Origin of the sequence: Rhodoferax lacus (assembly GCF_003415675.1) — a bacterium.
GTDB classification, from domain to species: domain Bacteria; phylum Pseudomonadota; class Gammaproteobacteria; order Burkholderiales; family Burkholderiaceae_C; genus Allorhodoferax; species Allorhodoferax lacus.
The window spans coordinates 94,940-110,457 of record NZ_QFZK01000012.1; the positions used below are offsets into that span (position 1 = coordinate 94,940).

Below are 15,518 nucleotides of genomic sequence, written 5' to 3' on the forward strand. Positions count from 1 at the left end.
AGAATTACATGAAGAAGATTGCTCTCATTACTGGCGTCACGGGCCAGGATGGCTCTTACCTGGCCGAACTTTTAATCAGCAAGGGCTACGAGGTGCATGGCATCAAACGGCGCTCGTCGTCGTTCAACACCGACCGCATTGACCACCTCTACCAGGACCCGCACGAAAACGGGCGCCGCCTGGTGCTGCACTACGGGGACATGACGGATTCGAGCAGCCTGACACGCATCATCCAGCAGGTACAACCCGATGAGATATACAACCTGGCGGCACAGTCGCATGTGGCTGTGTCGTTTGAAGAACCCGAGTACACGGCCAACTGCGATGCGCTGGGTGCCCTGCGTATTCTGGAGGCCATCCGCATCCTGAAGCTGGAAAAGAAGACGCGCTTTTACCAGGCCTCCACCTCCGAGCTGTATGGCCTGGTGCAGGAAGTGCCGCAGCGCGAGACCACACCGTTCTACCCCCGTTCGCCCTACGCGGTGGCCAAGCTGTATGCCTACTGGATCACGGTGAACTACCGCGAGGCCTATGGCATGTATGCCTGCAACGGCATTCTGTTCAACCACGAGAGCCCGGTGCGCGGCGAGACCTTTGTCACGCGCAAGATCACCCGTGCGCTGGCACGCATCAAGCTGGAGCTGCAAGACTGTCTGTACCTGGGCAACCTGGATGCCAAGCGCGACTGGGGCCACGCCAAGGACTATGTGGAAATGCAGTGGCTGATGCTGCAGCAGGACACCCCCGATGACTTCGTGATTGCCACCGGCGTGCAATTTACCGTGCGCGATTTTGTGAACACGGCTGCGCAGGAAATTGGCATGGCCATCCGCTGGGAAGGCACGGGCGTAGATGAAAAAGGCTTTGATGCCCGCGGCCGCTGCATTGTGTCGGTGGACCCGCGCTACTTCCGCCCCACCGAGGTGGAGACCCTGCTGGGCGACGCCAGCAAGGCGCGTGACAAGCTGGGCTGGACGCCCAAGATTACCGTGCAGGAGATGGTGAGCGAGATGATGCGCGAGGACCTGAAGTCGGCAGAGCGTGATGAGCTGATCAAGCGCCACGGCTTCAAGACCTTCAACCACCACGAGTAGCAGCATGAACAGGCAAGCCAAAATATATGTGGCCGGACACCGGGGCATGGTGGGCTCTGCCATTGTGCGGCGCCTGCAGACAGCCGGCTACACCAATGTGCTGACCGCCACGCGCGCCGAGCTGGACCTGACGGACCAGCCTGCGGTGCTGGAATATATGGAGCGCGAGCGGCCCGACTATCTATTTCTGGCCGCGGCCAAGGTGGGTGGCATACAGGCCAACAACACGCTGCGTGCCGAGTTTTTGTACCAGAACCTGATGATGGAGGCCAACCTGATTCACGCGGCCTGGCAGGCCGGTGTGCAGCGGCTGCTGTTTCTGGGGTCGAGTTGCATCTACCCGCGCGACTGCCCGCAGCCCATCCAGGAAGACTACCTGCTGACCGGCCTGCTGGAGCCCACCAACGAGCCCTATGCGATAGCCAAGATCGCGGGCATCAAGCTGTGCGAGAGCTACAACCGGCAGTACGGCACGCAATACGTGTCGGTGATGCCCACCAACCTGTACGGCCCCAACGACAACTACGACCTGGGCAGCAGCCACGTGCTGCCCGCCCTGCTGCGCAAGGCGCACGAGGCCAAGCTGCGTGGCGACGCCGTTCTGCCGGTGTGGGGCTCTGGCAAGCCCATGCGCGAATTTTTGTATGTGGACGACATGGCCGATGCCTGCGTGTTCCTGATGGAGCATGCCGACATACGCGATGGCCTGTTCAACGTGGGTACCGGGCAGGACGTCACCATCCGCGCGCTGGCCCAGACCGTGATGGACGTGGTGGGCTTTGCGGGCGAGATAGTGTTCGATGCCAGCAAGCCCGATGGCACGCCCCGCAAGCTGCTCAATGTAGAGCGCCTGCGTGCGCTGGGCTGGCAGGCCCGTGTGCCCCTGCGTGAGGGCATTGACCGGACCTATGCCAACTACCTGATGACGGCGGGCTAGGCTGCGGCGCGCAGGGCGCCGAGCTGCTCACGCAGCTGCGCGTTCTCGGCCTCCAGCACCTGGATGCGGGCCTTGAGGGCGGGCACGCTGTCGGGGGCCTGGTCCTCGGACACTTCTTCGCTATCGGCCTTGGCGGCCTTGTCACGCTTCTTGGATTCGCGCACGCGCTTGGCCGCCTGCTGCAGTTCTTCGCGTCCGCCCTGGGCTGCAGCCACCTGCTCCTGCGCGGGCAGGGTGGCCACGGCCGCGGCCGCGTTGATGGAGATGGTGCCGGACTTGACTGCCGCCACCACTTCGGGCGCGGCCTGCTTTTGAATGCGCTCGATCATGCCCACCTGGCTGCTGCTCAGACGCGCGGAGCGGGCCAGGTCTTCGCGGCTTGGCAGGGGCTGGGCGGGTGCTGCGCTTGTGGCATCCGGCGCACCCGCTTCGGTGGCTGTTGATGCAGGGCCTGCGTCCTTCAAGGCGGCAGCATGCTGCTTGCGGGCGGCCAGGATCTCGCGTCTGCGCAGGGCCAGCACGCCGCGCTGGAAGTCGGACACGCTGCGCCGTCCCAGGTGCTGTTCAATCATCCACAGGTGCACATCGTCCATGCTCTTGAACAGCGTGCTTTGCAGGGTCTGGAAGGGGATGCCGTGCTGCTGGCAGATGCCATAGCGGTTGTGGCCGTCCACCAGCACATCACCCCACAGCACCAGGGCGTCGCGGCAGCCTTCGCTCAGCAGGCTGCGCTCCAGCGCCTCGTGCTCGTCAGGTGTCAGGGGATCGATATAGGCTTTAAGTTCTGGGTCGACGACGATATTCATGAGGGGCAGCGTGCAGGCAAAGGGCGTGATTGTAGGCGCCACCGCGCACTGCCGCGCGTCACTGCCTCACGCCGCCTGCTGCCCGATCTGAAAGTTGGCCAGCTGCTCCAGCGCACGCACCATGGCCGAGTGGTCCCAGGCCGCGCCGCCATGGGCCACACAAGAGTTGAAGAGCTCCTGCGCGGTGGCCGTGTTGGGCAGGGACACGCCCAGTGCGCGGGCGCTGCTGAGGGCCAAATGGAGGTCCTTCTGGTGCAGGGCGATGCGAAAGCCGGGATCGAACGTGCGCTTGACCATGCGCTCGCCATGCACCTCCAAAATTTTGGAAGACGCAAAGCCGCCCATCAGGGCCTGGCGCACGCGGGCCGGGTCGGCACCGGCCTTGGCGGCAAACAGCAGGGCCTCGGCCACGGCTTCGATGTTGAGGGCCACGATGATCTGGTTGGCCACCTTGGCAGTCTGGCCGTCACCGTTGCCACCCACCAGCGTGATGTTCTTGCCCATCAGTTCGAACACCGGCTTCACACGCTCAAACGTGGCCTCCGGGCCGCCCACCATGATGGACAGCGTGGCATTTTTGGCACCCACTTCACCGCCCGATACGGGGGCATCCAGGTAGTCGCACCCCAGGGCGTTGATCTTCTTGGCGAACACCTTGGTCTCGATCGGCGAGATGGAGCTCATGTCCACCACCACCTTGCCTTTGCTCAGGCCTGCGGCAACACCGTCTGCGGCGAACAGGGCCTGCTCCACATTGGGCGTGTCGGGCACCATCAGGATGATGATGTCGGCGCGCTCGGCCACGCCGCGCGCGCTCACGCACTTGGTGGCGCGGCTCTCGGCAATGGCCTCGGGCACTTTGCCGCGGGTGTGGACAAACACATCGTGGCCGGCCTTCACGAGATGGCCGGCCATGGGCGCGCCCATGATGCCCAGACCGATGAAACCGATTTTGAGGGGAGATGAAGTCATGGCGAATCTTTGGTGTGGGGTCAGTGCTCAGGCGGCCAGCAGCGTGTTGCGCCAGCCCAGGCCCGCTTCGGTGGTGGTGGCGGGCTTGTATTCGCAGCCCACCCAGCCGGTGTAGCCAATGCGGTCCAGGTGCGCGAACAGGAAGGCGTAGTTGATCTCACCCGTGCCCGGCTCATTGCGCCCGGGGTTGTCGGCCAGCTGGATGTGGCCTATGCGCGCCAGGTGCTTTTGCAGGGTGGCGGCCAGCTCGCCCTCCATGCGCTGGGCGTGGTAGATGTCGTATTGCACATAGGCGTTGTCGGCACCCACTGCGTCCAGAATGTCCAGCGCCTGTTGCGTGCGGCTCAGAAAAAAACCGGGGATGTCAAAGGTGTTGATGGGCTCTATCAGCAGGCGCAGCCCGGCTGCCTTGAAGGCCGTGGCCGCGCGGGACAGGTTGTCTACCAAAGTGCCCTGCAGCGCCTCTGCGGACACCCCGGCCGGCGCCTTGCCCGCCAGGCAATTGAGCTGGCCCACGCCCAGGGCCTGCGCGTATTCAATGGCTTGTGCAATGCCGCTGCGGAATTCACCGGTGCGTGCCGGGTCGCAGGCGATGCCGCGCTCCCCGGCCTCCCAGTTGCCGGCAGGCAAGTTGTGCAGCACCAGCTGCAGGCCGTTGTCGTCCAGGCGCTGGCGGATGTCCTTGGCTTCAAACGCATAGGGGAACAAAAACTCCACGGCGGTAAAGCCGTTGCGGGCGGCCGCGGCAAAGCGGTCGAGAAAGGGCAGCTCGGTAAAGAGCATGCTGAGGTTGGCAGAAAATTTGGGCATGGGTGCTTTGGGTTGGCGTGTGTCTTATTCCAGCAATCCCGCCATCTCCAGGCCTTGGCGGCCCTCGGGGTGGCGGCAGTCGATGTCTTCAAATTCATTGACCTTGTCGATCTCGGTGCCCATGGCGATGTTGGTCACCTTCTCCAGAATCACCTCCACCACCACCGGCACGCGGTACAAGTTGGCCATGGCGCGGGCCTGCACCAGGGCGTCCTGGATCTTCTCGGGGTCGGTCACGCGCAGGCTCTTGCAGCCCAGGCCCTGCACCACCGCTTGGTGGTCCACGCCGTAGCTCTGCAGGGTGCTGTCTTCCACGTTCTGGTTGTCAAAGGCCAGTTGCACGCAAAAGTCCATCTCGAAGCCGCGCTGGCTCTGGCGTATCAGGCCCAGGTAGCTGTTGTTCACCAGCACATGCACATAGGGCAGGCGGAACTGCGCGCCCACCGCCAGCTCTTCCACCATGAACTGGAAGTCGTAGTCGCCCGACAGGGCCACCACGTTGCGTGTCGGGTCTGCGGCCACCACGCCCAGGGCTGCGGGCATGGTCCAGCCGAGCGGCCCGGCCTGGCCGCAGTTGATCCACTGGCGTGGGCCAAACACGTTCAGGAACTGCGCACCGGCAATCTGCGAGAGGCCAATGGTGGTCACATAAATCGTGTCGCGCGCCATCACCTTGTTCATCTCTTCGTACACGCGCATGGGCTTGATGGGCGTTTCGGTGTAATGCGTCTTGCGGTGCATGAGTTGCTTGCGCTCGGCGCAGCGTTTGCTCCACTCGCTGAAGTTCTTAAGCGTCTTGGCATGCATGCGTTCGCGCGCCACCTGCACGAAGAGTTCCAGCGCGGCACGGGCGTCGCTCACGATACCCAGGTCCGGGTTGAAGACGCGGCCAATCTGTGTGGGCTCAATGTCCACGTGCACAAAGGTGCGGCCCTTGCAGTACACCTCGGTGGAACCCGTGTGGCGGTTGGCCCAGCGGTTGCCAATACCCAGCACAAAGTCACTGGCCAGCATGGTGGCGTTGCCATAGCGGTGGCTGGTCTGCAGGCCCACCATACCGGCCATCAGCGGGTGGTCGTCGGGGATGCTGCCCCAGCCCATCAGGGTGGGAATCACCGGCACGCCGGTGAGCTCGGCAAACTCCACCAGCAAATCGGACGCATCGGCGTTGATGATGCCGCCACCGGCAACTATCAAAGGCTTCTCGGCCGCCATCAGCATGTCCAGCGCCTTTTCCACCTGCTTGCGGCTGGCGGCGGGTTTGTACACGGGCAGCGGCTCGTAGGTGTCAATATCAAACTCGATCTCGGCCATCTGCACATCAAAGGGCAGGTCGATCAGCACCGGGCCGGGGCGGCCGCTGCGCATCAGATGAAAGGCCTGCTGGAAGCTGCGTGGCACCAGGGCAGGTTCGCGCACGGTGACGCTCCACTTGGTCACCGGCTTGCTGATGGACTCGATGTCCACGGCTTGGAAGTCTTCCTTGTAGAGGCGCGCCCGGGGTGCCTGGCCGGTGATGCACAGAATCGGGATGCTGTCGGCAATGGCCGAGTACAGGCCGGTGATCATGTCGGTGCCCGCGGGCCCGCTGGTGCCTATGCACACGCCGATGTTGCCGGCCTTGGCGCGGGTGTAACCCTCGGCCATGTGGGAGGCACCTTCCACGTGGCGGGCCAGGATATGGCCAATGGAGGCGCGCTCGCGCAGGGCGGCGTAGAGCGGGTTGATGGCGGCACCGGGCACGCCAAAGGCTTGGGTGATACCTTCTTTTTCCATGACCAGCACGGCGGCCATGGCGGCCTTCATTTTTGCCATTGTGTGTCTCCTGTTGTGTTTGCTTGCTGAGGTGTGGCCAGTGTCGGTGCGGGGCGTCCGGGGTGGAAGTGCCTGCGGCAGCATTACGGTTATTCCGGATTGGAATGGGGAGCGCACAGGGTGCATGGTCTACTGACCGCATGGACAACCTGTATGCCGTGAGGCTCTTCATTCGTGTGGTGGACCTGGGCTCCTTCAGCAAGGCGGCCGCCGAGCTGGGCATAGGCCAGCCCTCTGCCACCAAGGTGGTGGCGCAGCTCGAAGCACAGCTGGGCTCGCGCCTGCTGCATCGCTCCACCCATGGCGTCACACCCACCGAGATCGGCCTGCTGTACTACGAGAAGTGCAAGCTGATCGACCACCACTTCGAGGAGGCGCAGTCGGTGGCGGCACTGCTGCAGTCGCAGGTGCAGGGGGGCTTGCGTATCAGCACCTCGGTGGCCTTCGGGCGGCGCGTGCTGGTTCCGCTGGTGATGCGCTTCATGAAGCAAAACCCCAAGCTGCAGATCGAGCTGACCTTCGAGGACCGCTATGTAGACCTGGTGGAGCAGGGCATTGACGTGGCCATCCGCATGGGCCGCCTGGCCGACTCCACCCTGGGTGCGCGTTTTCTGGGCATCAACCCCTGGGTGGTGGTGGGCTCAGCCAACTACCTGGCCGAGCGCGGTGTGCCCAACAGCCCGGAAGATCTGGCGCAACACGACGCGCTGGTCTACAGCACGGTGCAGGGTGATGCACGCTGGCTCTTCACCGGCGCGGATGGGCGCCTGCACCCCACCAGCGTGCGCGGCTCGCTGCGCTCCAACAACCTCTCGGCGCTGCTGTCGGCCGCGCGCAGCGACATGGGGCTGGCCGCCCTGCCCTGGTATGTGGCGCATGAGTCGGTGCAGTCGGGCGTGGTGCAGCCGGTGCTGACGGAGTGGGCGCTGCCCTCGCAGGAAATCCACGCCGTCTACCCCTCGCCGCGCCTGGTGCCGGCCAAGGTGAACCACTTCATCGAGTGGCTGCAAAGCCAGCTGGGTGAGACCTGGTGGGCTGAGGCCCTTTAAGGCATTCCGTGGTCTTCTGAAGACCTGCGTGCCGCGCTGGCCTGTGCCTAGCGCAGCGCCAGTTTCCTGCCGCCCGCACTGCCGAGCTGGAACACGGCCACGGTTTGCACCAGTTCCTGTGCCTGTGATTTCAGACTACTGGCCGCGGCGGCCATCTGCTCCACCAGCGCGGCGTTCTGCTGGGTGGCCTGGTCCATCTGCGTCACCGCTTCACCCACCTGGCTCACACCCAGGCTTTGCTCGGTGCTGGCCGCGCTGATCTCGGCCATGATGTCGGTTACCCGCTTGATGCTGGCCACCACATCGGCCATGGTGCTGCCGGCCTGGTCCACCAGGCTGGTGCCGTGGTTCACGCGCTCCACGCTGGTGTTGATGAGCGCCTTGATTTCCTTGGCCGCCTCGGCCGAGCGCCCGGCCAGCGAACGCACCTCGGAGGCCACCACCGCAAAGCCGCGGCCCTGGTCACCGGCGCGGGCTGCTTCCACTGCGGCGTTGAGTGCCAGGATGTTGGTCTGGAAGGCAATGCCGTCAATCACGCTGATGATGTCGGAGATCTTGTTGGAGGCTTCGTTGATGCCGTGCATGGTGCTCACCACCTGCGCCACCACCGCGCCACCCTTGACTGCCACGGTGGAGGCATTCAGGGCCAGCTGGTTGGCCTGACGCGCGTTGTCGGCGTTCTGGTTGACGGTGGCGCTGAGCTCTTCCATGGAGGCGGCGGTTTGTTCCAGCGCACTGGCCTGGCTTTCGGTGCGGGCCGACAGGTCGTGGTTGCCAGAGGCAATCTCGGCGCTGGCCGTGGCCACGCCTTCAGAGCCGCCACGCACCTGCTGCACCACCTGCGACAGGTGGTCACGCATGGCCAGCAGCGCCTGCATGAGCTGGCCCAGTTCGTTGTTGCCGCGCACGGGCACCTCCACCGTCAGGTCGCCCTGGGCGACGGCTTGGGCCACAGCCACTGCCTCGTGCACCGGGCCGGTGATGCTGCGCGCAAAGGCGATGGTGAGCGCCAGCGCCGCGGCCAGGCCGCCCAGCAGGGCAAGTGCCACCAGCAACTGGTTGGTGCGCAGGTGCGTGACACGGCCTTGCAGCGATTGCGTCAGGTTCTGCATGGCCAGGGCGTTGAATTCGTACAGGCCGTCAATGGTGCGGGTAAAGGCATCAAAGTAGGCGGGCGCCGCGTAGGTGATTTCCTGAGCGCTGATGAGCTGCGCATCGGCCAGGGCCAGGGCCTGCACCACCAGGGCTTCCTTGTCCTTGGCCGTGCCTGTCAGCTGCGACTGGATGTCGGCGTTGGTCGAAGCGGCGCGCCCCAGGTTGCGGGCCATTTCGCTTTTGAGTTCCAGCGCGCGCTTGTTCAAGCCCTGCAGACTGGCGCGGCCTTCGGGTGGCAGGTTACCCAGGGTCAGGAAACCGGCGCCCTGCGCGCGCATGATGCCCAGGTTCTCAGTCAGCCAGGGCAGGTTGACCAAGGTGGCCTGGATCAGGAAGTAGGTGTCCGGGTCCGGGTCCAGCGACAGGCCGAACTCGGCCAGTATTTCTTCGTTAAGCGTGAGCAGGCCCGTGATCAGCTGGGTGTGCTGCTTGGTGCTGTCGGCGCTTTTGATTTGCGCGGCCGTGACATCCTTCTCCAGCGCCGTCCAGCGCTGCTGCAGATCGGACCAGTCTTGAAGCACTTTGGGTGACGCATGGGCGGTCTTGATTTCGGCGTCAAAGGCAGCCGCTGCCTGCACCACCTTGTCGCGCATGCCGGGGCGGCGTGCGGCCAGGGCTTCGTTGCCATTGAGCGCACCGGCCGACAGGCCCCGGTGGGTTTGCGTGAGCTGCACCACCTTGTTGAGCAGCACCACCGCCGTGGCCACGCTGGCTTCCTTCTGCGCCCCTTGCACCTCCGAGAGGCTGCGTGAGAAGTACAGCGCAGTGGGCAACAACGCCATCAGGACGCTGATCAGCCCCAGGATCAGAAATTTTTGCATCAGGTTGAGGCGGTGCAGCAGTGGCATGGTGTCTTCTCTTGCGCTGTATTGGAATTTGGAGAATGTAGTCCCCTTTATGAGGCGCTGCGGCCAAAACAGGGCACGGACTTGCAGGAAATTTGACTTGGCACAAGTCCGTGTGCTTTGAGGCGGGCGCGGGGGCACGATGGCTTGGTGTGTGGAGGCCGGAATCCATTGTCATCAGGGCGTCGACAGGCGCTGCTAGCATGCGCGGCCATAGCCACTACACCTACACCCGCGCCATGGATGAAATCATCGGTCTCTTCCCCGTCCCGTTCATGCGCGCACCTGCGACGCTGGAACAGGCCCTCGTCCAGGATCTGGCGACGCATTTCAGCGCGCTGGCCGTGCGCGACAACAACTCTTCGCCCAACCTCTCGCATACCGAGATGCTGCGCCCTGGCGACAGCCCCCTGTTTACCGAAGCGGCCGCGCGCATCGCGCCTAAGCTCACGGAGTTCGGTGCCTTGCTGTTTGGCGAGCAGATGCCCTGGGCCATCAAAGAGATGTGGGTCAATTTGCTGGACCAGGGCGGCCGTCAGGCCATGCACAACCACGCAAACAGCTTTATTTCTGGCGTGGTCTACCTGACACCTACACACCCGCAATCGCAGACGGTCTTTATGAAGTCACCCGGTGGCACCGACTTCGCGTTCAAGAACGAGCACGCGGGAACCCAGCCCGGGCCCTACAGCTCCGACAAATGGATCAGCCCGGCACCGACGCCCGGCGACATGGTGCTGTTTCCCAGTTACCTGATGCACGCGGTCCCGCCCAACCAGGGTAAGCGCCGCATCACGATGGCCTTCAACGCCATTCCCACACGCCTGGAGTCCTGGGGTTACGGCATCCAGTTCAGCGGCTGATCTCTGCTCAGGTTGCGTTGCGAAACATGTAATGACCCTGACTTAGTCGAAGCTTCTAATCTCGGCCGTCATGGCGACCATTTGAAAGATGGCGCTGGACCAAGCCAACCCGGCAGGTGAGCGGGGCGCAGCAATCGTGCCCGGCCTCTTGCTATTGCCTTATTGCGCATAGTCGCGCGTGAGCGAATACGAGGAATCCCGTGATCAGACTGGTCGTTGCTGTGATGGTTCTATGTTCAGCGACGCTTGCAGCTGCGGCCGAAACGGCCACGCCGGAAGGCGGACAAAGCCTGGCGTGTGAAATGACGCCGGTGGGTATGGACCAGATGGACTTCCAGTGCCCGTTTGTGGCCACGGGAGCGTTGCAGCGCTTGCGTTTCAAGGCTGACTTCCTTGGTAGCCATGACGATACGTCTGGCTCCTTGGCGGCCCAACTGAACGGCGCGCCTCTGGTCTGCGCCAAGGGCAGCGCAACGCAGTTGACCGGTGAATCCGGAGAGGTCAGTCTCGATTGCAGACTCCAAGCCGAGGAGAAAGCGGGGGCCAAGCTGCTGCTGGGTGTTACCTTGAAGTGGTTTCATGCGCGGTACAACGACGCAGATTTCCGCTCGGAGTAGCGCTAAAAGCATGCCCCTCAAGCCTTCTTTGGAACTTCTCCCCCCGGGGCGATCGGCGCACGCCGCACAGCGCCTGGCCATGCTCTTGATGGGCGCATCGGGCTTCGCATCACTGGCTTACCAGATTGTCTGGACGCAGCAATGTGCGGTCTGGCTCGGCCATGAAACGGCCGCTGTTCTGGCTGTGGTGGCAGCCTTCTTCGGTGGCCTGGCACTGGGTGCGTGGGCGCTCGGGCCACGGGTGGCCCGCAGTGCGCAGCCGGCGCGTTGGTACGTGGCCTGCGAGCTGACCATCGCGGCGTGGAGCGTCGCCCTGGCGCTGCTGATGGCGCCTTTGGGCGGCTGGCTGGTCACCCTTGCCGGCACCCAACCCGACCCCGCCTGGCAATGGGCCACGGCGTTCATGGGCACCTTCGTGCTGCTGCTGCCGGCCACCGTGGCCATGGGCGCGACGCTGCCCGCCATGGAGCGCGTGGTGGGCTACCTGCGGGCGGACGGCCACTCTATTGCGATGCTGTATGCGAGCAATACCGTGGGCGCGGTGCTGGGCGTGCTGGCGGCCGCGTTCTGGCTGGTGCCGGAGCTGGGCTTGGTACGCACCACGCTGTTGTGCGCAGCACTCAACGCGGTTTGCGCGGCAGGGGCTTGGGGCTTGCGTTTCGACGGAAGCAACCGTGGCGAACCGTTGGTGCCGACAGGACATGGTGGCCGACTGGTCATGCTGCTGGCCCTGACCGGTCTGCTGGGCATCGGTTATGAGGTGCTGGTGGTGCGGGTGCTCAGCCAGGTGGCAGAAAACACGGTCTATACCTTTGCGATGCTGTTGGCCGTGTATCTGGCAGGCACCGCCATTGGCGCTGCGGTGTACCAGCGCTGGCTGGCCGGCACACAGGCGCCCGACCGCCTGCGCAACCAGCTGCTGTGCGCCCTGGCTGCGAGCAGTCTGCTGGCGACCTGCGCCTTGTGGGGCGTGCAGGAGCTGCAGGCCCGGGTGCGCGAGGCCTTGCAGGGCGGCATGGCGGCAGCGATTGCGGCCGAAGCGGCCATGGCGCTGGCCGCATTTGCATTGCCGACGCTGGTGATGGGGGCGCTGTTCAGCCACTTGACCACACAGGCGCGCTCTGCGGGTGTGCCGTTTGGGCGTGCGCTGGCGTTCAATACGCTGGGTGCCGCGGCCGCCCCCTTGCTGTTTGGTGTGTTGCTCGCTCCAGCCATCGGACCCAAGTTCGCCTTGTTGATGGTGGCCGCTGGCTACCTGGTCTTGGCACTGCCGGACTTCTGGAAGTCACCCCTGGTGTGGGGCCCCGCTGTCGCAACCATGGCGCTCATGGTGTGGGCACCATCACTGGCCTTTGTCGATGTGCCCGAGGGTGGCCATGTGGTCAGTTACCGGGATGGCGCGATGGCTGCGGTCAGCGTGGTGGAAGACGCCCAGGGCGCCATGCGGCTGCGTATCGACAACCGCCAGCAGGAGGGCAGCAGCAACAGCCTGCTGGCGGACGCGCGCCAGGCCCTGTTGCCGCTGCTGCTGCACCCTGCCCCCCGACGCGCTTTGTTTCTGGGCTTGGGAACCGGCGTTACCTCGGCGTCTGCCACCGCGGAGCCCGGGCTGGAGGTGGACGTTGTGGAGTTGCTTCCCGAGGTCATTGCCGCGTCCGATTCCTTCACACGTGCGCTGACCGGCGGCGTGCCGCATCCGCGCCTGCACGTAATGGTGGCCGATGCGCGACGCTTTGTCCGTGCTTCGCAAGCGCACTACGACGTGGTGGTTTCCGACAATTTCCATCCCGCGCGCAGTGGGTCGGGCGCGCTGTACACGGTGGAGCATTTCCAGGCCGTGCGTGAGCGTCTGGCCGAGGGTGGGCTGTTCTGCCAGTGGTTGCCCTTGCACCAGCTGGACCTGCAAACGCTTCGGGCCATCGTGCAATCCTTTGTCACGGTGTATCCGGGTGGCTGGGCCATGCTGGCGACCAACAGCCTGGATACCCCAACGATAGGCCTGGTCGGGCGTGCCGACGCACGGCGTTTCGATGCCAGCCAGGTGCATGCGCGCGTCGCGAGTGCCCGGTGGCCGCAGCCGCCGGCCGCGTTTGGTTTGTCCGATGAGTTTGCCGTGCTCGGCAGTTTCATTGCGGGGCCTGAGTCCCTTGCGCGCTTTGCCGATGGGTCACGTGCCAATACCGATGACCGTCCGGTGGTGGCCTACGGCGCGCCCCGCATCACCTACGCACCCGACTCCCTGCCGCGCGACCGGCTGGTTGAACTGCTGCAGGAACTGGTGATTACGCCGGCCGGTCTGCTGGGTACTGATGCGGACGCCGTAATGCAAAAGCGCATGGCCGCCTATTGGGCGGCGCGAACGCGCTACATCGACATCGGCCGCGGTATTCGCCCCTCCGGCGATGTGCGTCGCATGCTGATGCAGGTGCAGGATCCCTTGTTGTCCGTATTGCGCATCAGCCCGGACTTTCGGCCTGCCTATGACCCGCTGCTGCAGATGGCCACGGCGCTCGGTCAGTCCGATGCACCCGCGGCAAGCGTGCTGCTCAAGGAGCTGCAACGCTTGCAGCCGTCGCGGCCAGAAGCGGCACAGGCGCTGAGCGAACTGAACTGAGTCCGCTACGGGCAGGCGGGTGGCCCAATGCGGCCCACCCATGACCGGCTCTTCCAGGGTGTCAATTGGCTAAGAGTGCAAACATGCGCAAGAAGGACCAATAAGCCGCCAGTGAACCGATGCCGTAGAGCGCGACGGACCGCAAGCGGGCAAGCCCCGGCCAGACCCTGCTGAGGAGACGCAGCGACAACCATGCCGAGGCAACGGCCGCCAGCTGGCCCACTTCCACGCCCAGATTGAAGGTCAGCAGCGCGACGAGCATATGGTTCTCCGGCAGGCCAATTTCCTTGAGTGCACCGGCAAAACCCATGCCATGCACCAGGCCGAACAGAAAGGCGACCAGGGCCGGCCATTTGCGGGCCAGCGTCTTGCGGTGCCCCAGCGCCTCCGACGCCACCAGAACGATGGACAGGGCGATGCAGGCCTCCACGGGTGTGGGACGCAGCGTCAGCCACCCAAGGGCCGCACTGGCCAGCGTCAGGCTGTGGGCAACGGTGAACGCGGTGATGGTCCAGACCAACTGGCGCCGAAAACCAACCAGGAACAACAGACTGGCCACAAACAGCAGGTGATCGATGCCACTCATGATGTGCTCGAACCCCAGCACGGTGTAGGCCAACGCAATCTCGCCCATGGCGCGTTTGTCGTCTGCTGCGCCAAACAAATGCACCGTCGGCTGGCCGGCTGTGAGGGTGTAGACGTGCGACTGGCCATCCTGCCAGTACACCTTCAGCAGCGCAGCAGAAAACTTGCTGCCCACGCCCTCCATCGAGACGGCTCCAGACAAGCCATCGGGCCCGCAGCGCAGTACGTTGTCGGTGGCAACGCAACCGGCAGGCCAGACGGGCTTCAAAGAGTCCCGTGGATCGCCTTTTTCGCCAGCAGCCCATTGCAGCAGGAATTGACCGGGTGCCATTTCATGCAACTGCATCTCGGCCATGCTCATCTCGTGCGCCCCGGCCGCGAGGGCCAGCGTTGCGATGACGAAGGCCAGCACGGTGCGAAGCAGCCGTGTCATTTCGCCGCACCCTCTGTCTGAACCGTGTATTTCTTGGCCAGCGCATTGACGGCCGCACTGCGCTGCTCGGCCATGACCGCGTCGGTCCAGTCCTGCAATACGACGCCATGCAGCGCTTCGAACTCAGCCGGCTTTCCGGGGGACAGTGCATCGAGCTGGATCACGCGCCAGCCGTCCTTGGTCGACTGGGCCCGCCACTCGCCGGGTGGCGCCTGTTCCAGCGCTTTGGCAAATTCCTCCCCGTAGCTCTGCAGCAGATTGGCCTTTGGACGGCCCTTGAATACACGCAAGCCGGCTTTGGCGTCGCCGGGCGTACCCGCATTCAACGCCAACGCGAATGCGCGGGCCGCGGCTTCCGAGTTGTCTTCCGAGAGCACGGCCTCCTTGAAGTCGAAGCGCGCCGGTTCGTCGTATTTGCTGCGGTGGCCCTCGAACCAGTCACGCAACACCTTGTCGTCCAGGGGCGGGCGCTTCAGGTTGGCGTCAACAATGCTCAGGGCCTTGAATATCACGCGCTCGCGGATGCCGGTGTCACCCTTGTCGACCTGCAGTGCAATGCCTTCGCGGTACAGCACCTCGTTGTCCAGCCAGATCTTGCGCAGGGCGGCCAGTTCTTCGGCATTGGCTTCACGTCCACGCGAGGCCTTGAATACCTGCTGGGCTTCACGGTCAACCTCTGCCCCCACGACGATGGTGTGGGGATCGTCAGCGCGGGTGAACAGGAAATGGTCCACCGTGAACAACACAAGGCCCAGCACAATGAAATGCAGGAGGGGCTCGCGCAACCAGGCGCTCAGTCGGCCTGTGGTGTTGGATGCTGCGCTGCTGGCGGCTGAGGGGGCAATCGGTGGCGATGTGGACATGGGATATCGGTGGATAGCGAAAAGAAACGAAAAAAGCGCCGCGCGATATCGCGCGGCGCT

13 protein-coding genes are annotated in these 15,518 nt (G+C 64.3%); 6 read left to right on the forward strand and 7 right to left on the reverse strand.

The annotated features are described in order from the left end of the window. Positions 1 to 8 precede the first annotated feature (8 nt). On the forward strand, positions 9 to 1,094 hold the full coding sequence (gene gmd, locus DIC66_RS16660) for a GDP-mannose 4,6-dehydratase (RefSeq protein ID WP_117179219.1): 1,086 nt from the start codon (positions 9 to 11) through the stop codon (positions 1,092 to 1,094). Positions 1,095 to 1,098: 4 nt separating this feature from the next. Beyond that, positions 1,099 to 2,031: a GDP-L-fucose synthase gene (gene fcl / locus DIC66_RS16665; RefSeq protein WP_117179220.1), complete on the forward strand. Its 933-nt coding sequence runs from the start codon at positions 1,099 to 1,101 to the stop codon at positions 2,029 to 2,031. Here the strand turns inward: fcl and DIC66_RS16670 are convergent. From DIC66_RS16670 to gcl, 4 genes are all read right to left on the reverse strand, one after another. After that, positions 2,028 to 2,837 (reverse strand): ParB N-terminal domain-containing protein, encoded by an 810-nt coding sequence (locus DIC66_RS16670; protein ID WP_117179221.1) that lies wholly within the window; start codon positions 2,835 to 2,837, stop codon positions 2,028 to 2,030. The two genes, fcl and DIC66_RS16670, sit on opposite strands and share 4 nt — an antisense overlap. Positions 2,838 to 2,903: 66 nt before the next feature. After that, entirely contained in the window at positions 2,904 to 3,809 is a 906-nt protein-coding gene (gene glxR, locus DIC66_RS16675) for a 2-hydroxy-3-oxopropionate reductase (RefSeq protein ID WP_117179222.1), read from the reverse strand. Positions 3,810 to 3,836: 27 nt separating this feature from the next. Further along, a complete protein-coding gene (gene hyi / locus DIC66_RS16680; RefSeq protein WP_117179223.1) occupies positions 3,837 to 4,619 on the reverse strand; it encodes a hydroxypyruvate isomerase in 783 nt (260 codons plus the stop codon). A gap of 24 nt (positions 4,620 to 4,643) precedes the next feature. After that, positions 4,644 to 6,434 carry a glyoxylate carboligase gene (gene gcl / locus DIC66_RS16685; RefSeq protein WP_117179224.1) on the reverse strand — a complete coding sequence of 597 codons (1,791 nt, stop codon included), beginning with the start codon at positions 6,432 to 6,434 and terminating at the stop codon, positions 4,644 to 4,646. A 140-nt stretch (positions 6,435 to 6,574) separates the two neighbouring features. Between gcl and DIC66_RS16690 the strand changes: the two genes are divergently transcribed. After that, positions 6,575 to 7,483, forward strand: coding sequence for a LysR family transcriptional regulator (locus tag DIC66_RS16690; protein ID WP_117179225.1), 909 nt, complete (start codon positions 6,575 to 6,577; stop codon positions 7,481 to 7,483). Positions 7,484 to 7,530: 47 nt separating this feature from the next. Here the strand turns inward: DIC66_RS16690 and DIC66_RS16695 are convergent, their stop codons facing one another. Then, positions 7,531 to 9,486, reverse strand: a complete 1,956-nt coding sequence (locus tag DIC66_RS16695) for a methyl-accepting chemotaxis protein (RefSeq protein WP_117179226.1) — start codon at positions 9,484 to 9,486, stop codon at positions 7,531 to 7,533. 200 nt (positions 9,487 to 9,686) lie between these two features. Between DIC66_RS16695 and DIC66_RS16700 the strand changes: the two genes are divergently transcribed. The 3 genes from DIC66_RS16700 to DIC66_RS16710 all read left to right on the forward strand — a co-directional run bounded on the left by DIC66_RS16700 (position 9,687) and on the right by DIC66_RS16710 (position 13,577). Then, a complete protein-coding gene (locus DIC66_RS16700) occupies positions 9,687 to 10,346 on the forward strand; it encodes a putative 2OG-Fe(II) oxygenase (protein WP_199534777.1) in 660 nt (219 codons plus the stop codon). 200 nt (positions 10,347 to 10,546) lie between these two features. Continuing rightward, the gene (locus tag DIC66_RS16705; RefSeq protein ID WP_117179227.1) at positions 10,547 to 10,963 is read left to right on the forward strand and encodes a hypothetical protein; all 417 of its coding nucleotides are present in this window, start codon (positions 10,547 to 10,549) and stop codon (positions 10,961 to 10,963) included. Positions 10,964 to 10,991: 28 nt separating this feature from the next. Further along, positions 10,992 to 13,577, forward strand: a complete 2,586-nt coding sequence (locus DIC66_RS16710; RefSeq protein ID WP_233505969.1) for a fused MFS/spermidine synthase — start codon at positions 10,992 to 10,994, stop codon at positions 13,575 to 13,577. 61 nt (positions 13,578 to 13,638) lie between these two features. On the opposite strand, the gene DIC66_RS16715 is transcribed toward DIC66_RS16710, so the two are convergent. Together DIC66_RS16715 and DIC66_RS16720 are read right to left on the reverse strand one after the other, a co-directional pair. Continuing rightward, positions 13,639 to 14,595 (reverse strand): HupE/UreJ family protein, encoded by a 957-nt coding sequence (locus DIC66_RS16715; protein WP_117179229.1) that lies wholly within the window; start codon positions 14,593 to 14,595, stop codon positions 13,639 to 13,641. Next, entirely contained in the window at positions 14,592 to 15,458 is an 867-nt protein-coding gene (locus tag DIC66_RS16720; protein ID WP_117179230.1) for a peptidyl-prolyl cis-trans isomerase, read from the reverse strand. Before DIC66_RS16720 ends, DIC66_RS16715 begins: the two co-directional genes overlap by 4 nt. Between the last annotated feature and the right edge of the window lie 60 nt (positions 15,459 to 15,518).

What these genes read in the sequence shown, in the direction of transcription:
- fcl (WP_117179220.1), top strand. Translation starts at nt 1,099, where the DNA reads ATGAACAGGCAAGCCAAAATATATGTGGCCGGACACCGGGGCATGGTG.
- glxR (WP_117179222.1), bottom strand. Translation starts at nt 3,809, where the DNA reads ATGACTTCATCTCCCCTCAAAATCGGTTTCATCGGTCTGGGCATCATG.
- DIC66_RS16670 (WP_117179221.1), bottom strand. Translation starts at nt 2,837, where the DNA reads ATGAATATCGTCGTCGACCCAGAACTTAAAGCCTATATCGATCCCCTG.
- DIC66_RS16720 (WP_117179230.1), bottom strand. Translation starts at nt 15,458, where the DNA reads ATGTCCACATCGCCACCGATTGCCCCCTCAGCCGCCAGCAGCGCAGCA.
- hyi (WP_117179223.1), bottom strand. Translation starts at nt 4,619, where the DNA reads ATGCCCAAATTTTCTGCCAACCTCAGCATGCTCTTTACCGAGCTGCCC.
- gmd (WP_117179219.1), top strand. Translation starts at nt 9, where the DNA reads ATGAAGAAGATTGCTCTCATTACTGGCGTCACGGGCCAGGATGGCTCT.
- DIC66_RS16695 (WP_117179226.1), bottom strand. Translation starts at nt 9,486, where the DNA reads ATGCCACTGCTGCACCGCCTCAACCTGATGCAAAAATTTCTGATCCTG.
- DIC66_RS16700 (WP_199534777.1), top strand. Translation starts at nt 9,687, where the DNA reads ATGCGCGGCCATAGCCACTACACCTACACCCGCGCCATGGATGAAATC.
- gcl (WP_117179224.1), bottom strand. Translation starts at nt 6,434, where the DNA reads ATGGCAAAAATGAAGGCCGCCATGGCCGCCGTGCTGGTCATGGAAAAA.
- DIC66_RS16690 (WP_117179225.1), top strand. Translation starts at nt 6,575, where the DNA reads ATGGACAACCTGTATGCCGTGAGGCTCTTCATTCGTGTGGTGGACCTG.
- DIC66_RS16715 (WP_117179229.1), bottom strand. Translation starts at nt 14,595, where the DNA reads ATGACACGGCTGCTTCGCACCGTGCTGGCCTTCGTCATCGCAACGCTG.